The organism is Brevibacillus centrosporus (assembly GCF_046622605.1).
Classification (GTDB): domain Bacteria; phylum Bacillota; class Bacilli; order Brevibacillales; family Brevibacillaceae; genus Brevibacillus; species Brevibacillus centrosporus.
In genome coordinates this window covers 2,355,009-2,372,707 of record NZ_CP176856.1, presented here as the reverse complement: position 1 = coordinate 2,372,707, position 17,699 = coordinate 2,355,009, and the positions used below count along the sequence as shown (strand labels likewise).

Annotated in this window: 21 protein-coding genes; 10 read left to right on the top strand and 11 right to left on the bottom strand. The window is 50.2% G+C overall.

What is annotated here, in order from left to right; genetic code table 11:
* Positions 1-26: 26 nt before the first annotated feature.
* Positions 27-1,220 carry an amidohydrolase gene (locus ACLIN2_RS12165; RefSeq protein ID WP_411504159.1) on the bottom strand — a complete coding sequence of 398 codons (1,194 nt, stop codon included), beginning with the start codon at positions 1,218-1,220 and terminating at the stop codon, positions 27-29.
* A gap of 235 nt (positions 1,221-1,455) precedes the next feature.
* Between ACLIN2_RS12165 and ACLIN2_RS12160 the strand changes: the two genes are divergently transcribed.
* Positions 1,456-1,959, top strand: coding sequence for a hypothetical protein (locus ACLIN2_RS12160; protein WP_411504158.1), 504 nt, complete (start codon positions 1,456-1,458; stop codon positions 1,957-1,959).
* 81 nt (positions 1,960-2,040) lie between these two features.
* Here ACLIN2_RS12160 and ACLIN2_RS12155 read toward each other — a convergent pair whose 3' ends face one another.
* The gene (locus ACLIN2_RS12155; RefSeq protein WP_092268048.1) at positions 2,041-2,178 is read right to left on the bottom strand and encodes a sporulation histidine kinase inhibitor Sda; all 138 of its coding nucleotides are present in this window, start codon (positions 2,176-2,178) and stop codon (positions 2,041-2,043) included.
* Between the two features lie 284 nt (positions 2,179-2,462).
* Entirely contained in the window at positions 2,463-3,674 is a 1,212-nt protein-coding gene (locus ACLIN2_RS12150; RefSeq protein ID WP_411504157.1) for an ornithine--oxo-acid transaminase, read from the bottom strand.
* Positions 3,675-3,879: 205 nt separating this feature from the next.
* On the opposite strand from ACLIN2_RS12150, the gene ACLIN2_RS12145 reads away from it, so the two are divergent.
* Positions 3,880-5,289: a sigma-54 interaction domain-containing protein gene (locus ACLIN2_RS12145; protein WP_411504156.1), complete on the top strand. Its 1,410-nt coding sequence runs from the start codon at positions 3,880-3,882 to the stop codon at positions 5,287-5,289.
* A 212-nt stretch (positions 5,290-5,501) separates the two neighbouring features.
* Entirely contained in the window at positions 5,502-6,905 is a 1,404-nt protein-coding gene (locus ACLIN2_RS12140; protein WP_411504155.1) for an amino acid permease, read from the top strand.
* Positions 6,906-7,222: 317 nt separating this feature from the next.
* Here the strand turns inward: ACLIN2_RS12140 and ACLIN2_RS12135 are convergent, their stop codons facing one another.
* Entirely contained in the window at positions 7,223-8,440 is a 1,218-nt protein-coding gene (locus tag ACLIN2_RS12135) for an MDR family MFS transporter (protein WP_183192846.1), read from the bottom strand.
* 133 nt (positions 8,441-8,573) lie between these two features.
* Between ACLIN2_RS12135 and ACLIN2_RS12130 the strand changes: the two genes are divergently transcribed.
* Positions 8,574-9,455, top strand: a complete 882-nt coding sequence (locus ACLIN2_RS12130) for a LysR family transcriptional regulator (protein ID WP_092268044.1) — start codon at positions 8,574-8,576, stop codon at positions 9,453-9,455.
* A gap of 2 nt (positions 9,456-9,457) precedes the next feature.
* Here the strand turns inward: ACLIN2_RS12130 and ACLIN2_RS12125 are convergent, their stop codons facing one another.
* Positions 9,458-10,126, bottom strand: coding sequence for a phosphatase PAP2 family protein (locus tag ACLIN2_RS12125; RefSeq protein WP_411504154.1), 669 nt, complete (start codon positions 10,124-10,126; stop codon positions 9,458-9,460).
* Positions 10,123-10,581 (bottom strand): DUF188 domain-containing protein, encoded by a 459-nt coding sequence (locus tag ACLIN2_RS12120; protein WP_092268042.1) that lies wholly within the window; start codon positions 10,579-10,581, stop codon positions 10,123-10,125. The genes ACLIN2_RS12125 and ACLIN2_RS12120 overlap by 4 nt, the downstream gene beginning before the upstream one ends.
* A gap of 141 nt (positions 10,582-10,722) precedes the next feature.
* On the opposite strand from ACLIN2_RS12120, the gene ACLIN2_RS12115 reads away from it, so the two are divergent.
* The gene (locus ACLIN2_RS12115; RefSeq protein WP_373863265.1) at positions 10,723-10,980 is read left to right on the top strand and encodes a hypothetical protein; all 258 of its coding nucleotides are present in this window, start codon (positions 10,723-10,725) and stop codon (positions 10,978-10,980) included.
* Positions 10,981-11,083: 103 nt separating this feature from the next.
* On the opposite strand, the gene ACLIN2_RS12110 is transcribed toward ACLIN2_RS12115, so the two are convergent.
* On the bottom strand, positions 11,084-12,007 hold the full coding sequence (locus tag ACLIN2_RS12110; RefSeq protein ID WP_411504153.1) for a S8 family peptidase: 924 nt from the start codon (positions 12,005-12,007) through the stop codon (positions 11,084-11,086).
* A gap of 190 nt (positions 12,008-12,197) precedes the next feature.
* Between ACLIN2_RS12110 and ACLIN2_RS12105 the strand changes: the two genes are divergently transcribed.
* The gene (locus tag ACLIN2_RS12105) at positions 12,198-12,455 is read left to right on the top strand and encodes a stage VI sporulation protein F (protein ID WP_092268039.1); all 258 of its coding nucleotides are present in this window, start codon (positions 12,198-12,200) and stop codon (positions 12,453-12,455) included.
* A 10-nt stretch (positions 12,456-12,465) separates the two neighbouring features.
* Entirely contained in the window at positions 12,466-12,645 is a 180-nt protein-coding gene (locus tag ACLIN2_RS12100) for a hypothetical protein (protein ID WP_411504152.1), read from the top strand.
* A 74-nt stretch (positions 12,646-12,719) separates the two neighbouring features.
* Here ACLIN2_RS12100 and ACLIN2_RS12095 read toward each other — a convergent pair whose 3' ends face one another.
* From ACLIN2_RS12095 to rnz, 4 genes are all read right to left on the bottom strand, one after another.
* Positions 12,720-12,812, bottom strand: coding sequence for a sporulation protein YjcZ (locus ACLIN2_RS12095; protein ID WP_236707873.1), 93 nt, complete (start codon positions 12,810-12,812; stop codon positions 12,720-12,722).
* 119 nt (positions 12,813-12,931) lie between these two features.
* Complete coding sequence (locus ACLIN2_RS12090) at positions 12,932-13,555, bottom strand: YczE/YyaS/YitT family protein (RefSeq protein ID WP_411504540.1); 624 nt, start codon at positions 13,553-13,555, stop codon at positions 12,932-12,934.
* An 89-nt stretch (positions 13,556-13,644) separates the two neighbouring features.
* On the bottom strand, positions 13,645-13,872 hold the full coding sequence (locus ACLIN2_RS12085; RefSeq protein WP_092268037.1) for a hypothetical protein: 228 nt from the start codon (positions 13,870-13,872) through the stop codon (positions 13,645-13,647).
* A gap of 27 nt (positions 13,873-13,899) precedes the next feature.
* Positions 13,900-14,877, bottom strand: a complete 978-nt coding sequence (gene rnz, locus ACLIN2_RS12080) for a ribonuclease Z (RefSeq protein WP_411504151.1) — start codon at positions 14,875-14,877, stop codon at positions 13,900-13,902.
* Positions 14,878-15,017: 140 nt separating this feature from the next.
* Between rnz and ACLIN2_RS12075 the strand changes: the two genes are divergently transcribed.
* From ACLIN2_RS12075 to ACLIN2_RS12065, 3 genes are read left to right on the top strand one after another with little or no spacing between them, the layout of a single operon-like run.
* Positions 15,018-16,010, top strand: a complete 993-nt coding sequence (locus ACLIN2_RS12075; protein WP_301170641.1) for an ABC transporter substrate-binding protein — start codon at positions 15,018-15,020, stop codon at positions 16,008-16,010.
* Positions 16,011-16,016: 6 nt separating this feature from the next.
* Entirely contained in the window at positions 16,017-16,820 is an 804-nt protein-coding gene (locus tag ACLIN2_RS12070) for an ABC transporter ATP-binding protein (protein ID WP_301170640.1), read from the top strand.
* Positions 16,801-17,607, top strand: coding sequence for an ABC transporter permease (locus ACLIN2_RS12065; RefSeq protein ID WP_301170639.1), 807 nt, complete (start codon positions 16,801-16,803; stop codon positions 17,605-17,607). The genes ACLIN2_RS12070 and ACLIN2_RS12065 overlap by 20 nt, the downstream gene beginning before the upstream one ends.
* Positions 17,608-17,699: the final 92 nt, after the last annotated feature.

The window sequence follows — 17,699 nt, the reverse complement described above, 5'->3', positions numbered from 1 at the left end:
TTCCTCCGCCTCCATTTCACATGTCCTTACGATCCTGGTGTCCCTGCCAAAGTCTTGCAGATGTATCGAACAAACAGCCTTACCCCGTCCTGCAGCGCGTCTTCATCGATCGTAAAACGCGGATGGTGATGCGGATAGACGATGCCCTTTTCTTCATTTCCGGCACCCACGAGGATGAAACAGCTTGGCACCACGTCTGAAAAGGCTGAGAAATCCTCTCCACCCATCATCGGAGGATGCTGCAGTAGCACATCTTCTCCCCACTCCTCCACGATCAGTTCCTCAACCGATCGGGTAACCTCTTCATCATTGATGACGGAGCCGTATCCGTAGCGATAGTCAAAGCTGTAAGTCGCTCCATGCGCGAGTGTGATCCCTTTGATGATCCGCTCCATCCCTTTGACAGCCAGCTCTCTCACCTCTGGGGCAAAGCTGCGTACAGAACCGCTCAGCGTTGCCCGATCCGGGATGACATTGTAGGCTCCTGTGCCCCCATGAAAATTCGTTACGGAGATGACCAGATTCTCCAGTGGGTCCGCGTTTCTGGAAACGATCTGCTGCAAATTCGCAATGACCTGCGCTCCGATGGCCACCGGGTCAACAGAGGAATTCGGTGTGGAGGCATGTCCGCCCTTACCTTGGATGGTGATGTCAAAACGGTCCGAATTGGCCGTGACCGCTCCGTAGGTAAGCCCGATTTTGCCGACAGAAAGATGGGACATCAGATGGATTCCCAGCATCAGATCGACGCCCTCGGTCACGTTGGCCTGCACCATTTCCCTCGCCCCACCTGGATGCATTTCTTCCGCATGCTGAAAAAGAAAGCGTACTTCTCCTGCGAGATGAGCCCTCAGCTGGGAAAGCACCTTGGCAGCTCCCAAGAGCATCGCCGTATGTCCGTCATGGCCGCAAGCATGCATCACCCCTGGCACTGAAGAGGCAAACTCGAAATCATTTTCTTCCGTGATCGCCAGTGCATCCATGTCGGCACGCAATCCGATGACCTTGCCTGGTCTAGCCCCGATCAGCCTCGCCATGACACTGGTCTTCGTCGGTCGTGTGAGCTCCAGATTTCCAAAGGATTGAAGCTGCTCATAGACGAAGCTGGCCGTCTTTTCCTCTTGAAAGGACAATTCTGGGTTCCTGTGCAAGTAACGACGCCAAATTATCACTTCTTGACGCACGGATTCTAGCAATGAAGAGACAGAACTCGGATTCATCGGGGGAAATCTCCTCTCACAATGGGATATAACGAATGACAACACCGGACGGATTTTTACACTCCTTTCATATAAGTAATCTATTATTTTATTACAATTATATAAACTCTGAATTGAGTGTCAATAAATTTTGGAATAATTTCTGAAATTTTCGCTATATTGCATTCGTTTGCCGACCTCTGTGAACTTGCAGTAAAATGTAAGATGAGATTGATAGATTACGGAGGAATGCTTCATGTCAGATGTTATCGTGATTAAAGGGGCAGTTTCCTACCCTATTACATTAGACCCTACTGTCTGGGTGTTTGATGATCGCAAGTTTGACCTGCGTGAGTACGTAGGAGAGCAAGAAGGTGCTGATCACAGGCAGGCGAAATATTTGCAAGGAACTGGTTCCCAATGGGACAAGGAGCTCGCGGAAGGGGCACAGCCCCCATCCGAACGCAAGAAAACTCTCGCGGAGGAACGGAAAGTCCTCGAGGGCGATTACGGCATTCTTCTGGCGCCCTTCATCAACAATGCTGAGCCCTCAGCTGAAGCCACGCGCGTTCGCCTGCACCGCGAAGGTCTCGAGCCGTATGAGCTGACTCTCGCTGATGCGAAACGTGCCATCCTGCAGTTCGCAAAAGACGGCAAGCCGATACGCGAAAACGGTCCTGTCTATTTCTATTTGCCAGAGACTCTGCTCGCCAAGGAAGCACCGATCGATCGCATTTATGCCATGGAATTCATTGTTTGAAAATCCCCATGATGCACAGACACAGAAAAAGCCATCCTCCTAATAGGGGATGGCTTTGCCAATCTTATACTAGCCCGCTGTTTACGCACTTACTTGCGCAATCCGAATTTCTCGATGATCCAATTCAGAACGGAGCAACTCAATAAATGCTGAATCTAGTTGAAGGTCGACAGCTCGATGATATACTTCTATCAACATTTGGTCACTCAAGTATTTCACCTTTGCTCACCTCCACCTTGTTTATGAGCCCATTGTATCAAATGCTTTCGAATCGAACAACCGTTCCGATATCCACACGCCATGTGGAAAAGTTGTGGAAAAGGTGTGAGTAAGATGTGCGCAACTTTCCAAATCCTTGAAGTACCCATGTGGATTTTCTTTCCAACTTTATCCACAACCAGTCGAAAAATGTCGAAAAATTATTCTCGAAATCGAGGCATGTTTTTCTTTTTCCATGACAAAAGACTATCCTCCAAAGAGAATAGCCTTTTGTCGAAGGAATCTTATGCGTTTGCTGTTTCCGTTACATGCAGGACTTGCTTGATTTGCGCGATTGCCCAATCCAAATCTTCCTTGGAAATGACGAGCGGTGGCGCAAAACGGATGGTCGTTTCATGCGTTTCCTTGCAAAGCAAGCCCAATTCTTTCAGCTTCTCGCAGTAAGGGCGAGCAGCTGTTTTCAGTTCCAGTCCGATGAACAACCCGCGTCCACGGATTTCTGCAATCAATGGGTTGTTGATTTCCCCCAGCTTCGCCAGGAAGTACTCCCCCATTTCCAAAGAGCGCTGTACGAGGCCTTCATCCTGCAGTACGTCCATTGCCGCTACAGCAACTGCACAACCGAGTGGGTTCCCACCAAAGGTAGAGCCATGGGAGCCTGGTTCAAAAACAGACAGGATTTCTTTGTCAGCCGCTACTGCCGAGATTGGGAACACGCCGCCGCCAAGTGCTTTCCCCATGATGTACATATCTGGCTTTACGCCGTCCCAATCGCTCGCAAACAGCTTTCCGGTACGACCGAAGCCTGTTTGGATTTCGTCGCTGACCAAGAGAACGTTGTTTTCTTTACAAATGTCATACGCTTGCTTCAGGAAGCCTTCTGGTGGAATGATAATGCCCGCTTCCCCTTGGATTGGTTCGAGCATGAAAGCAGCTGTGTTTGGCGTGATTGCCTGTTTCAGTGCCTCGATGTCGCCGTAAGGAATGATTTTGAAGCCTGGTGTGAATGGTCCAAATCCGCGTTTGTACTCATCCGCGGAAGAGAAAGAAGTAATGGTAACCGTACGGCCGTGGAAGTTGCCTTCACAAACGATGATCTCCGCTTGGTTTTCAGGTACTTTCTTCACATCGTATGCCCAGCGGCGAACAGCCTTGAGTGCGGTTTCCACAGCTTCAGCACCTGTATTCATCGGCAGAATCATGTCCTTGCCAGTTACCTTCGACAATCTTTCGTAGAATTCACCCAGCTGGTCATTGTAAAATGCACGGGAAGTCAGGGTTACTTTGTCTGCCTGATCCTTCAGAGCTTGAATGATACGTGGATGACGGTGTCCTTGGTTCAGAGCGGAATAAGCGCTCAGCATATCCATGTACTTGTTGCCTTCTGGATCCTCTACCCATACGCCCTCTGCTTTGGAAATCACGATTGGCAGTGGATGATAGTTGTGTGCACCGTATTTTTCTGTTTGGTCAATGACTTTTTTTGTTTGTTCCATGTTGACGACCTCCTTATTTTCACATACCACCAATACTTGCAAAAATGATGCCAACAGAATTTTCCGTGTAAGCTGCAAAAAATCGAACCCTAAATGCAAAATTCCTTTGCATATTGTTTTAACTTTTTCGGCACCTGCATAATCATTTTGCACTCTTCTCTTCCTGTGATATGATACTTTCACGAGGAAAGGCTGGTGAACAATTGTGTCGTCTCCCCTGCAACATTCTTCACTCGACACTTTTTTACGCATTTACGAACAAATATTGGACAGAATGAATGAAGGTGTCCATGTCATTGACGCGAATGGGACCACGATCGTCTACAATCAGAAGATGACAGAGCTTGAATCCATGACGATTCAGGATGTGCTGCACAAGCCATTGTCTGAGGTCTTTGCTTTTCCGGACGGTCAGGAAAGCACGCTGCTCACCTGCCTTCATACAGGAAAAAGCATTCGAAATACACGCCAGACGTATTTCAATGACAAACAAAAAGAGATCACAACGATCAATAATACGTATCCCATCATAGAAAACGGAAAAATCGTAGGTGCGATGGAAATAGCGGACGACATCACCAAAATGGAACGGCTGATTCGTGAAAATTTGCTCGAGAAAAACGGGTCTCGCTATACCTTTGATCAAATCATCGGGAGCAGCGGGGCGATCCTCGATGTCATCGAAAGCGCCAAACGGGCCGCCCGTACCTCTTCCTCCGTTTTGGTCGTTGGCGAAACGGGAGCTGGCAAAGAGCTGTTTGTACAAAGTATTCACAACGCTAGTTTGCGCGCTTCCGGGCCCCTTATTTCTCAAAACTGTGCGGCTCTTCCTGACAGCCTGATCGAGGGCCTTTTGTTTGGAACGGCACGTGGTGCTTTTACCGGAGCCATCGAGCGCCCAGGGCTGTTTGAGCAAGCTGAAAAAGGAACACTTTTTCTCGATGAAATCAACTCGCTTAGTATGCCTCTGCAGGCAAAATTGTTACGTGCCCTGCAGGAGAAGTCCATTCGCAGGATTGGAGACACCAAAGACCGCTCCATCGATGTGCGCATCATCGCAGCCATCAATGAGGATCCCGTGGAGGCCATTGCGCATTCACATCTGCGAAAAGACTTGTACTATCGACTTGGCGTCGTCACCTTGTTCATTCCTCCGCTTCGGGATCGAAAAGAAGATATCCCCCTGTTAGCCAATCATTTCGTGGAGAAGTACAACCAGCTGTTTCAGATGGAAGTGCGTGGTCTGAGCGACGAGGTTATTAAATTTTTCAACGAGCATGATTGGCCCGGGAATGTGCGTGAGCTGCAGCATTTAATAGAAGGTGCCATGAATTTGATGATCGATGAGACCATCATTGGGTATGAGCACCTGCCCCTGCACTTTCTGCGCCGCACACCTGCTGCTGCCATCATTGCCGAGCATGAAAAACAGCCGTTTCTCCCCTTTCCAGACGAAGGAAAGCCGCTAAAGGAAACGATGCTGGAATTTGAAACCTCCTATATTCACCACGTCGTCGATAAGTACAACGGCAATATTTCACGGGCTGCCAAAGAATTGCAAATCAGCCGACAGAGCCTTCAGTACCGCCTGCGCAAACTGGGAATCAGAGGTTAATACAGCATCGCGATTGTAAATACGCCAAAATTCTTGGCGTATTTTTTATTTATTTTGCACAAAACTGCAAATTTTTATTGCACTCCTTCGTTATAAGATTGACGAAACCATGAATTTTCTGCTTATTTTATTTGGTATCATTCTTGCAAAACATATCTGAATCCTGAAAACGCATTCATCTAGCCTATATTTTGCACGAAGGAGTCGACTACATGACCACACACAACGATCAACAGCACGAACTCAAACGCAGTATGAACAGCCGGCATCTATTCATGATTTCCTTGGGCGGTGTCATTGGTACTGGCCTGTTCCTCGGTTCAGGATATACGCTTAGCCAAGCTGGACCGGTTGGGACGATTCTCTCCTTCTTGGTCGGTGGTTTTATTATGTACCTGACCATGCTCTGCCTCGGTGAGCTTACCGTTGCCATGCCGGTTTCCGGATCCTTTCAGACGTATATGACCCGCTTTGTGAGTCCCTCTCTCGGCTTTGGCGTCGGCTGGCTTTACTGGTTAGGCTGGGCTGTTACAGTTGCTTTGGAGCTTTTGTCATCCGGTCTTCTGATGCAGCGCTGGTTTCCAGACTCCCCTGTCTGGATGTGGTGCGCCCTCTTTGGCGGTGTGTTGTTCCTGCTTAACGCTTTATCTGCCCGTGCTTTTGGCGAAACGGAGTTTTGGTTTTCCAGCATTAAAGTAAGCGCCATCATTCTATTCATCATTTTGGGTGGCGCGGCGATGTTCGGCCTGATTGACTTGAAAAATGGTCAGCCTGCACCGATGTTTTCCAACTTTGCCACAAGCTCTTTGCTCCCGCACGGAATTACAGGCTTGTTGATGACGATGATTACCGTGAACTTCTCGTTTCAAGGAACAGAGCTGATCGGGATCGCTGCCGGTGAAAGCAAAGAGCCCGAAAAAACGATTCCGAAGTCCATTCGCAACACTGTATGGCGCACGCTGGTTTTCTTTGTCCTTGCGATCTTTATCTTGGCAGGAATGATTCCTCACGAGCAAGCAGGAGTTGTGGAGAGCCCCTTTGTCGTCGTCTTTGACAGCATCGGGATTCCGTATGCAGCGGATATTATGAACTTCGTCGTCCTGACTGCCCTCTTGTCCGTTGCCAACTCCGGCTTGTACGCAGCGACTCGCATGCTTTTCGCTTTGTCAAAAGAAGGGATGGCGTCCGAAAAGCTTGCAGCTGTCAACAAAAAAGGCATCCCGATGAACGCCCTGCTCATTACATTCGTCATCGCGCTTTTGTCTCTCTTGTCCGGATTTTTTGCAGAGGATACCGTATTCATGGTGCTGTTGTCCATTGCCGGACTCGGTGCTCAGGTAGGCTGGATCTCGATCTCTGCCTCGCAGCTCGCTTTTCGACGTCATTACCTGAAAAACGGCGGCAAGCTCGAGGATCTGAAATTCCGCACTCCGCTGTATCCGATCGTTCCGCTCCTATCGCTGATTCTAAACCTGACCGTACTCGTCAGCCTGGCGTTTGATCCTGAGCAGCGAATCGCTCTTTATTGCGGTGTTCCTTTCATGGTCGTCGCGATTATCGTGTACCAGCTGCACTTCAAAAAGAAGCTCGAACCTTTGCAAAAGAACGCAGCATAGGTTTTCCCGTGGAAAAAGAAAAGCTTGCAGCCCTCTCAACCGGGCATGCAAGCTTTTCGTTCTTTATGACACGTATGTTTGTTTTTAAACTACAAGGAAATGCGTACGATTTCGGTAACGACTACCATTGCAAAGACAGCAAATCCTAGGGAACTCGTGACCAGCAGCATGCGTTTCAGCTTCTTCATATCTTCCATGAAACATTCCCTCACTTTCTAGCTCCAATCATCTCTATCGTTATATACGTACCACTAATGGAAAATGTTTCAAAAAGAGCCCAAATTTTTTTGTGACAGATGTGAATACTGCCTGCCTTCTTATGACCGAGCGATTTTCGCGTAATCTTTGCCAATTTTTCCTGTGCTATGTTCCATTTGATACAGCATCCACGCCACCAGAACCCCAACCAAAAGACAGATTGTCCACGGCAGCCACGTCGCTTCTAGCTGGATAGACTGGTCATAGACCCACCCTCCGGCAATCTGCCCTACAGAGCCGCCGACAGCGATCGAATACCCGTTAAAGCCGTAATAAGCTCCCACCAGGTCTCGCGGGGCAAAACGCGGAACGACATCCACCAGATTGGGTACCGCGATCATGGTTCCGAGCGCATAGAGGAACACATCGAGCAGTAGCATCCACAGCGAGCTCGCAAACGTCAGCATGAACAGTCCCGTTCCCATGATCAGCGTGCCAACACCGATCAGCGTCAATCGCTGAGAAAAACCCTCCATCCACTGACTGACCTTCATCTGCAGTAGGATGACTGACACCGAGACAGCTGATAAGACAATCCCTACGTCCCCTTTGTTGTGCGTTACATTTTCCACTAACAACGGAATTGTCAAGAAAATTTGATTACTTAAATAGTAATACCCCATGAGAATAACCGTGAAACGGACAAACTGCCGATCCTTCAAAACGTGAACCATGCTCTCCCATATACTGTGACGCGTACTTGTAGCAGCAATTGGAGGCAAGAGGAAAAACGACACCAAGGCACAGATTCCAAAGACAGCTCCTGCAAAGAGAGACAAATACGTGAAATCGACAGCAGACAGGGCAGTGCCGATGATTTGTGACCCTACGACGCCAATATTGGTCAAAACATTGCGAAAAGCAAATACTTCTTTACGGATGGCTTCCGGTGTCAGTACGGCAAAAGCAGCAGACCCTGCCGGATCGAACAAGGCTCCACCCAAGCCGGACAAGATCGCCGCCACAAAAAACTGCCATGTCTCCGTACAAAACGCGAACATGGCAAACCCGATAGCACGCACGGCCATCCCAAGGACCATGGTTCCTTTATATCCAAATGCATCAGCTGCAACTCCGCCAATAAAAGCCAAACCTTGCTGGGCAAATTGCCTTACACTCAAGACCAATCCGGCCATCGCCAACGCCCAACCGATACTGCCAGTCAAATACAATGTAAGATACGGGATTAATGCGTAAAAACCTAGGTTCATCATGAAAGAGGTGGACAACAGCAGCTTTACGCCAAACGGTGTTTCCCTCCAGATTTCCCGCTTCATCGAAATACCCCTCGTTCTTCCCTTTAGAATGCTTGAAATAGGGATATTCTCAGCTTAAAGAACAGGGTATAATTTGAGAAACGAACAATTTTGTATATGGTAATCAAATATTTAGATAAGAGGGTTTTACTTTATGGACTTTGAACAATTACGCGCATTTTACACGCTAGCACAGACAAAGAACTTTACAAAAGCTGCAGAAATGCTCCATCTTGTTCAGTCTACCGTGACCATGCGCATCAAGCAACTGGAAGAAAAAGTAGGAAAACCCCTCTTTATTCGGGATAAACGAAGTGTGGAAATCACACAGGCCGGACTGACACTGCTTCCGTATGCTGAACGAATCTTGAAGCTTTCCCATGAGGCACTCAATGAGGTCGCCTCCCTGCAGCCTTATGAGGACTATTTATCGATCGGCAGTCTGAACGCAATCTGGACCTCGACTCTAGAGCCGATCCTCAAAGAATATCACTACCGGTACCCGCAAATTGCCATCAGTACAAAAACGGGACACTCCTCGGATGTCATTCAGTATTTACTCGACAACGTGATTCAGATCGGGATTGTATACGTGCCGCCATCTCTGCCGAACTTTGAGGTAATCCCCACCTGGGAGGATGAAGTCGTCCTCGTCAGCCGCCCCGGCTGTACCTACATCACGGCGCCGAAAATCGATTCCCGCGAGCTGCGCCGACTACCGCTCATCCACATGAGCTGGGGCCCACCTTTTAACGAATGGATTCGTCAGACACTCCCTAGGAATTACGTACCGAAGCTGACGGTGGACAAAGCGGAATTGGCCATTGATCTGATCAAGGAAGGCTTGGGAGTGAGTCTGATGACGCGTTCGGCCGTAAAGGCAGATTTGGCAGCTGGCGAGCTGATTGAAATTGAAATCAGCGGCAACAAACCGCCGAAGCGCTCCGCTTACATCGTCCTACCGCGCGAAAAAAAGAACAAACCCAGCGTAGAGAAATGGCTGGGTTTGATGAAAGAATTGGGATATTCCACGTAGCCCTACCTCGTCGGTATAACAGGCTGTACGGTGTCGCGTTTTCTCTCCAGATGCCGCTCATAGCCGTAGCGAACAAAGCAATAGCCACACATGGCCAGACAAAAGCCCGTCACGACGTCACTTAGAAAATGCACGCCCAAATATACCCGGCTTACGGACAACAGGATAACCAGCGCAAGCATCAGCGGCTGTACGAAAACAGCCCAGCCCTTTTTCTCTTGCCAGCGACTGATGAAGAAAGCGAGCATGCAGTAAAAGGCGGGAGCAATCATGGCATGCCCACTCGGAAACGAAAAAGACTCAGGCAGTGGAATTAAGTGAAAGTCCGTCGGGCGCGGTCTGGCAAAAATGGCCTTCATGATTTCGTTCAGAAGCTCGCCGCCCCCGAGCACCAGCAGTAGGACTATGGCTTCCGCCTTCCATCTTTTTACAAAGAGGAATACGATAAAAGTGACCCCTAAAGGAGCGAGTACTACTGCACTTCCCAAATAAGTGAAAACGTGAAAAAAAGAAGTCCATTCCTCTGTGCGCACAAAGGCTGCTGCAGCAAAGCCTGCATCGTCCATTCCCCTTACTCTTCCTGTCAGGAACAGACCAATCATCGCTGCGGAAATGGCTGCAAAAACGACCGCAATGGCGATTAGCCCTGCCCCTCTCTTCGACTGGATCAATCCGATTCCCCCTCCCTTTTTTTCATTAAGAAACGCAGCGCCTCTTCAAATTTCTGGTCGTCTTCACGAGTGCGAGCCGCAGGTCCCCTTGTCCGGCCACCTCCGCGGCGAAAACGGGCTTTTTCATTTCGTTCCTCCAAGTGAAACGCGATGCGTTCCGGATCAAAGATCGTTCCGTGCGGGGTCAGCGATGCAGCCTTCTTTCCCAGAATCAAGGCTGCCAGCCCTATGTCCTGTGTGACGACAATATCTCCTGCTCGTGTATCATTTGCCAGCTTCATGTCCACCGCTTGTGGTCCCGCATCAACGGTGATATGGTTTTCTCCACGCAGCTGGTGGTTGAAGCTCGCGTATGTAAAACAGTTCCAGCCAAACTCCCTGCACAGGCCCTGCGCGATCGCCAAGGCTTGGCGTGGACAGGCATCTGCATCAATCAGCACGCGCAACTCATGCATGGACATCCACCCTTTCGTGAGCTTTTTTCTCCCCGTTCCGAGCCAAATTTGGTATGATGGTCTTGGAGAGGAGTGAACGAATCTTTGCGCAATCATTTTATCCTAGACGAACGACTTGGTATTCGACTCCCCGCTTTGGATATGGAGTGGGAGTCGTACTCGACAGAAGAGCGAGCCGACATTTTGTTGGAGTGGGAGGAAATCCGCGCTACGATTCCCGACCAAATTATCCGGATCGAAACGGTCATCATCGAAAAGACAAAACAGATGTCCGAAGAAGAAAACTTCATTCGATCCTGCGAGCTGAACAGCGAAATTCACGAATTAGCCAGTGTCATTAATGATCTTAATATATGGTTCCGTGTCCAGCAAGATCATGACACCAAAGTCCATCAATAATGTCGTGAAAGCACCTAACAGCAAAGCCCCGGGAGATCATCCCAGGGCTTTTTCATGCTTGTTTTTTGGGAAATGCTGTGCAATATGTACACAGCTCTTTTGCTTACGCCTGTTGCTTTCGCCTTTTCGAACGCGAAAGCTCGAGTGCTTTGAGGCCAGTAACGTGGGGTGCCGCCATGGAAGTCCCGTTCAACGTTTTGAATTGATTTCCCGGCCACGTCGATAAGATGTCTACACCAGGTGCCTTCGTGTTTGCTCCTTTGCCACGCGAGCTAAAATCGGCCAGCTTTCCGTTTTGATCAATTGCACTTACGCCGACGACACCTTTGTACCTCGCCGGATACTCCACTTCACCCCCGTTGTTGCCTGCCGAAGCCACCATGATGATGCCCTGCTTGTTTGCCCGCTCGACTGCCCTGGCCAAGGCTTCACTGTATTGCGGCATGCCAAAGCTCATATTGATGATGTCCATTTTGTTTTCAATGGACCAGTTGATCGCCCGCAGGATCGTCCCCAACGATGATTTTCCGTCCTCGCCAAAAGCGCGCACATCATACAGATGAGCTTCTGGCGATACACCGACGATACCACGCTGATTCATTTCCGCCACGATAATGCCTGCCACGTGCGTTCCATGACCGTTTTGCCTTCCCGTCACGAAGTTGATTCCGCCCTTGATCTGATCCTTCAATTCAAAATGATCCCGGGAGATTCCCGTATCGATGACGGCAATTTTGACCCCCGTTCCTTTTCCTCTCCGCCATAGCCGCTCTGCTCCGACATAGCGGACGCCCCACGGAATTTCCTCCTCGGAATGGACGCTTACGATCACATCTTCCTCGACTGTGGCGGGATAGCGGCTAAAATGCGCTTTGTGCCTCTGGTAGATCTGCTCTGTCACGCACAGGCAGGACAAATCATCAAAGCAGCGCCAAACCTGCCTTTCCTTCTGCTCGGTGACGTGTGCCTGTAGGTCTTCCAAAATATCACGGAATGGCGTCTTCCGGTGAAAGCTGATAATTTTCACACTTCTAGCCTCCTGTCATGCATGCCCTGACAACATCCTATGATCGCTTGTGGTGGGTGGGTTTGGGCATACACACAGGCTTGCTAAAATAGGCGATTTGTCTAGTCCATCTGTCCAAGCAGACTATCCGCTTTTCCCATATAACTGCATAGGACGAAATTGTTCTATCCTGGAGAGGAGCGATGACGCGATGGCCAAAAAGAAAATCAAAGTCAGCAAGCTCAAAGGAAAACCAAACGATATCCTGAAAAAGATCAACAAAAAGAGCAAGAAAAAATGGAAGATGAGCGACATCAAAGCACTCGCGAAAGATTACTCGAAAAAAGACTTGAAGGACGACGAAAAGCTGAAAAAGTTGATCAAGAAAGTCAGCAAAGCCGTAGGAATCCAGCTGAGTGACAAACAGATTTCCAGCGTAAAAAAACAGGTACACGACGCCTTGGGATAAACGAGCGAGCTTGGCTGCGCCGAAAGCAGGCGTAGCCTTGTGTAGGGGTGGACGAGCTGTTCGATCCGAATTGGGCTATCGCCAGCACAAATCTACCAGGAAAGCTGCTCGTTCCCTTGGTATTACCCACTCGATGCTTGTCCGTCGCCTAGCCAAATATCACATTCAAAAAGAGGCCGATGTCGAGTAGGACTTTCCCGAAAAAGCAAAAGGGAGAGCCTCTCAGCTCTCCCTCTTGCTATCCAAGAATCAGATCACGCGAACTTAATCGCAGGCACACGCAACGATCGTCAGCAGTACGAATAACACCAATACCAAAGCAAAGTCGTCGAAGCCAAATCCGTTGAATCCGCTCATTCGCTTTCCCTCCTTCATCGGCAACTAATCATAGGGTATGTGCGAGAGGCTAGCGTTGATTGGACCATGGCCCATTTTTGACGACATTTCTCAAAAACGTTTTTCGAACCTCGATTTCTCTAGCTTGCTTGGCGTTTGACAGGCTCTGGCAAATTGTACTGCTTTTTCATGACCATTTCCCAAAACGGAATGGTGCGCTGGATCATCGGGCCTGTGAGCAATGCGATCAGTACGGTTCCGATTGATACTGGACCACCCAGTGCGGCACCTGCGATGAGTACAGTGACTTCGATAATCAGTCTGACTTTTTGAATGCTCCACCCCATCCGCTCGTTCATGGCAAGCATGAAGCTATCCCGTGGACCCGCTCCCAGCCGTGGAGAGATATACATCCCTATCCCGATCGCCATTACGATGACGCCCAGCAAAAACATCAGCAGCCTCGTGACAAAAGCCTGAGGCTCGGGAACGATATCCATCCACAGGATCCCGTCCAGAAAACTCCCGAAGCAAATCATATTTAAAAACATGGCAAAGTTCGGTCTGATTTTAGCCACTACATACGAGGATAAAATGACGATGACTCCCACAATTTGCGACCAAATGCCGATGGTAAGCCCGAACGTCCTCTGCAGCCCAATGTGAAAGGTATCCCAGGGGGCAACACCCATATTTGCCTTAATCGTCAAGACAAATCCAAAGGCCCCGATAAACAGACCCAAAATAAACATGACATAGCGCATGGTAATCGGCCTGCTGATCCGTAAACCCGCCACTGCCACTCACCTATCCTCTCCTGCTTTTGCCAATTCGGCTCTCTCTATCGTTTGTCTTACGGCTTCCAGCTGGCCACTACTTCATAGAACACGCCGTCTTTTCGGTAGTACGCCTCCGCCTTTGGAGATTCGATGTACGTTTTCGCTTCGGGCAGCCGCTCCCCAGCCAAGACAACCTGACGCTGTTTGCCCGCTTCATCCCGGTACTCCACGACGAGACTAACTTGTTCGTTTTCACAATGCTGAATCAACTCTTCGGGTGTCGCAAAGACGATCCGTTTCATGCTCTCCCTCTTTTCGTACGCAATTGATCACTCATTATAACAAGGATCTGCCGATTCTCCCATCGTTTTTCGCACCCGTTTGACCGGTACATCCATGAAGTCCGCAGCCAATACAGTACTCGGATGGATGGCTTGTGCTTCTGCCAAGAGATCCTCCATGGTGAAATCGCCCTCCTCATCCTCATAGCGCGGACTGAAGTGGGTCAGACAAAGCTGGTTCACAGAAGCTTGCCTCGCGAGCTCAGCAGCTTCCTGCGCCGTCGAATGGCCGCTGCGTACTGCCAGCTCCTTGTCCCGCTGTGCATACGTCGCCTCGTGCACCAGCAAATCCGAGCCTTCTGCCAGCTCCCGTACCGCTGTACAAGGCTCGGTATCACCGCTAAACACAATCTTTCGCCCTGGCTGCGGCTCTCCTACAAAATCCTTGCCAGCCAAAATAGTGCCATCCGCAAGCGTCACTTCCTCCCCTCGCTTCAGAGCACCATACAACGGCCCAAATGGCACACCTGCCTCTTTGGCTCGCTCGACCTGGAACGCGCCCGGTTTGTCCTTTTCCTGGATGGCATACGCAAATGAAGGAACGCGATGCTTGGCCAAACGGCACGTGACGATGACCTCCTCATCCTCGTAAACCACGCCATCCCTCACGATCTTGAGCTCCAGCGGGTATTGCAGGTGAACCGGACTTGTGTCCATCACCGCACGAAAATAACGATCCAGTCCCGGCGGACCGTATAGCTCCAAAGGGGCGGCTTCGCCATTTCGCAGCGACCGGCTCGCCAACAGCCCGATCAAACCGTACAAATGATCTCCGTGCAAATGCGTAATAAAAATTTTATCCAGCTGACTGATTTTCATAGGGGATCGGAGGAGCTGATGCTGGGTCCCTTCTCCGCAGTCGAACAGCCACCACTTGCCCGCTTGCAAAAAACGAAGCCCAATACCGCTGACATTGCGGCGTGTGGTAGGTGCGCCCGAACCTGTTCCCAAAAATGTTACGATCACGTCCTGTGCATCTCCTTTTTGGCTCTACTTCCACTCCTGCCTCTTGGGCGTGCCTGTCAGTCTCTATGGGCATTCACCCTTTTTTCCATGGGCGCATACGCTACATCAAACAACAGCCTAGCAAGGAGGGACTCCTGATAATGAAACGACTCATCTCTATGGGTCTTGCCGCCGGCCTGGCCGTCATGGCTCTACTGGCCGGATGCTCGAGTGCCCCGGAAAAAATACGGATCGGCGAAGTGACGCGTTCGCTCTTTTACGCGCCTCAGTACGTCGCCATCGAAAAAGGATTTTTCAAAGAGGAAGGACTCGACGTCGAGCTGTCTACGATTCCTGGCGGAGACAAAGTCATGTCTGCACTTCTCTCTGGCGGAATCGAAGTCGCACTCGTGGGATCTGAAACCAGCATCTACGTAGCCCAGCAGGGCGCTGCGGATCCTGTTGTGAATTTTGCCCAGCTCACACAGACAGACGGCACTTTCCTCGTCGCTCGCAACAAAGTGGACAATTTCTCCTTTGACCAGTTGAAAGGGAAAGTCTTCCTGGGTCAACGCAAAGGCGGCATGCCGCAAATGGTTGGCGAGTACGTGCTCAAGCAGCACAATATCAATCCACAGAGCGACCTTGAGCTCATCCAAAACATTGAATTCAAAAATATAGCTGCCTCTTTCGCTTCCGGCACTGGCGAGTATGTACAGTTGTTTGAGCCAGAAGCCTCCCGTTTTGAACAAGAAGGGATCGGCCACGTCGTCGCTTCGTTCGGAAAAGAAAGCGGGACGGTGCCCTACACGGTCTTCATGACGAAGCAAAGCTATATCGACAGCAATTCGGCTACTATCCAAAAGTTTACCAATGCCGTCTACAAAGGGCAACAATGGGTTGCCAGCCACACGCCTCAGGAAACGGCTGCCGTGATCGCTAAATACTTTGACACCATCCAGCCCGATATTCTGGAGAGCGCCGTCAAACGCTATCTGGATCAAGGCTCCTACGCCACAGACCCCATCTTGGATGAAGCAGAGTGGAACCAGCTCCAGGACATCATGGACAAAGCAGGAGAACTAAAGCAGCGCGCGGATTACGCCAAACTGGTCAACACCACCTTTGCCAAAGCTGCTAAAGAAGGGAAGTAGGCGAGGATGAACCAGACTCCTTCAACGCCGGCCAAAATAGAACTCGGCCACGTGACCCATCTCTACCTATCCGCTACCCGGGCATTCATGGCGGTCAGGGATATCAACCTGCGCGTGGAGGAAGGCGAGTTCATCTGTTTGGTTGGCCCGAGCGGCTGTGGAAAGACAACATTGCTTTCCATCATGGCCGGACTGGAGCGGCCTACGGCAGGAAAGGTCCTGATCGACGGAAATCCGGTTTCAGGCACCTCCCGGCAGGTCGGCTACATGCTCCAGCAGGATTACCTTTTCAACTGGCGCAGCATCGAAGACAATGTCTTCCTCGGACTGGATATTCAAGGGCTGCGGACCAAAGAAAACGAAGCATACGCCCTCCATTTGCTCGAGGAGATGGAGCTGATCGATGTGCGCAAATCCTCTCCGATGCAGCTGTCTGGCGGGATGAGACAGCGGGTCGCTCTCGTGCGTACGCTGGCCTGTCAGCCAGACGTCCTGCTCCTGGATGAACCCTTCTCTGCCCTGGATTATCAAACCAAGCTCAAGCTCGAGGACCTGATATTCACAACTCTTCGCAGGCACAAAAAGACAGCCGTACTCGTCACACACGACCTCTCCGAATCTATCGCGATGGGTGACCGGGTTTATATCCTCTCTCGCAATCCTGGCCGGATCAACAGCGAAGTCCATATACCCGCGCACATCCGCAATGCGATCCCGTTTGACGCACGAAATCAAGACGGATTCCAGGATCTGTTCCACCGTGTCTGGAAAGAGATGGAGGTGGTTTCTGATGCAGCAAAAGGACATTGAATCCGCCCATCGAAAGTTCCTGAAGCAAGAAGCCCGCTCACGATCCTGGGTTCTTTCTACACAACTACTGCTGTTCATCGCTTTCATCGGATTATGGGAGCTGCTCGCACGGACGAATACGATCAACTCGCTCATTTTCAGCTACCCATCCAAAGTTGTGACAGAGTTCTGGTCGAGACTCACGGATGGCAGTCTTCTCCCCCACGTCGGCATGACGGTCTGGGAGACGATCGTAGGCTTTCTGCTCGGCACTCTGCTCGGGACCGTGATCGCAGCCGTTATTTGGTGGTCGCCTTTCCTCTCCCGTGTTTTGGAGCCCTACCTCGTCATCGCCAATAGCATGCCAAAGGTTGCGCTGGGACCGGTTTTTATCGTCAGCTTCGGGCCGGGACTGTTCTCCGTGATTGCCATGGGCTGCGCGATCTCTGTGATCATTACCACCATCAACATCTACACCAGCTTCAAAGAAGTGAATCCCAATTACGTGAAAGTCGTGCAAACCTTGGGTGGGAGCAAGCGGCAAATTTTCTCGATGGTTATCCTCCCCTCTACCATCCCGACGATCCTCGCTACACTGAAGGTAAACGTCGGCCTCTCTTGGGTAGGGGTCATCGTGGGAGAGTTTCTTGTTTCTCAGCAAGGGCTGGGATACCTGATCATTTACGGCTTCCAAGTCTTTAATTTCACCCTGGTCATGATGAGCCTCGCCATCATTGCAGTCGTCGCAACCTTGATGTACCAAGGCGTCGCGTACCTGGAAAGGCGGCTCACCAGCCAGTTTAAATAGATGGCAACACCAAACAGCGGGACTGGTTCTTCCGGGATGAGAACCAGCCCGCTTTTTTCCTATTCCAGTACGATTGGCAAACGTTTCTCCTG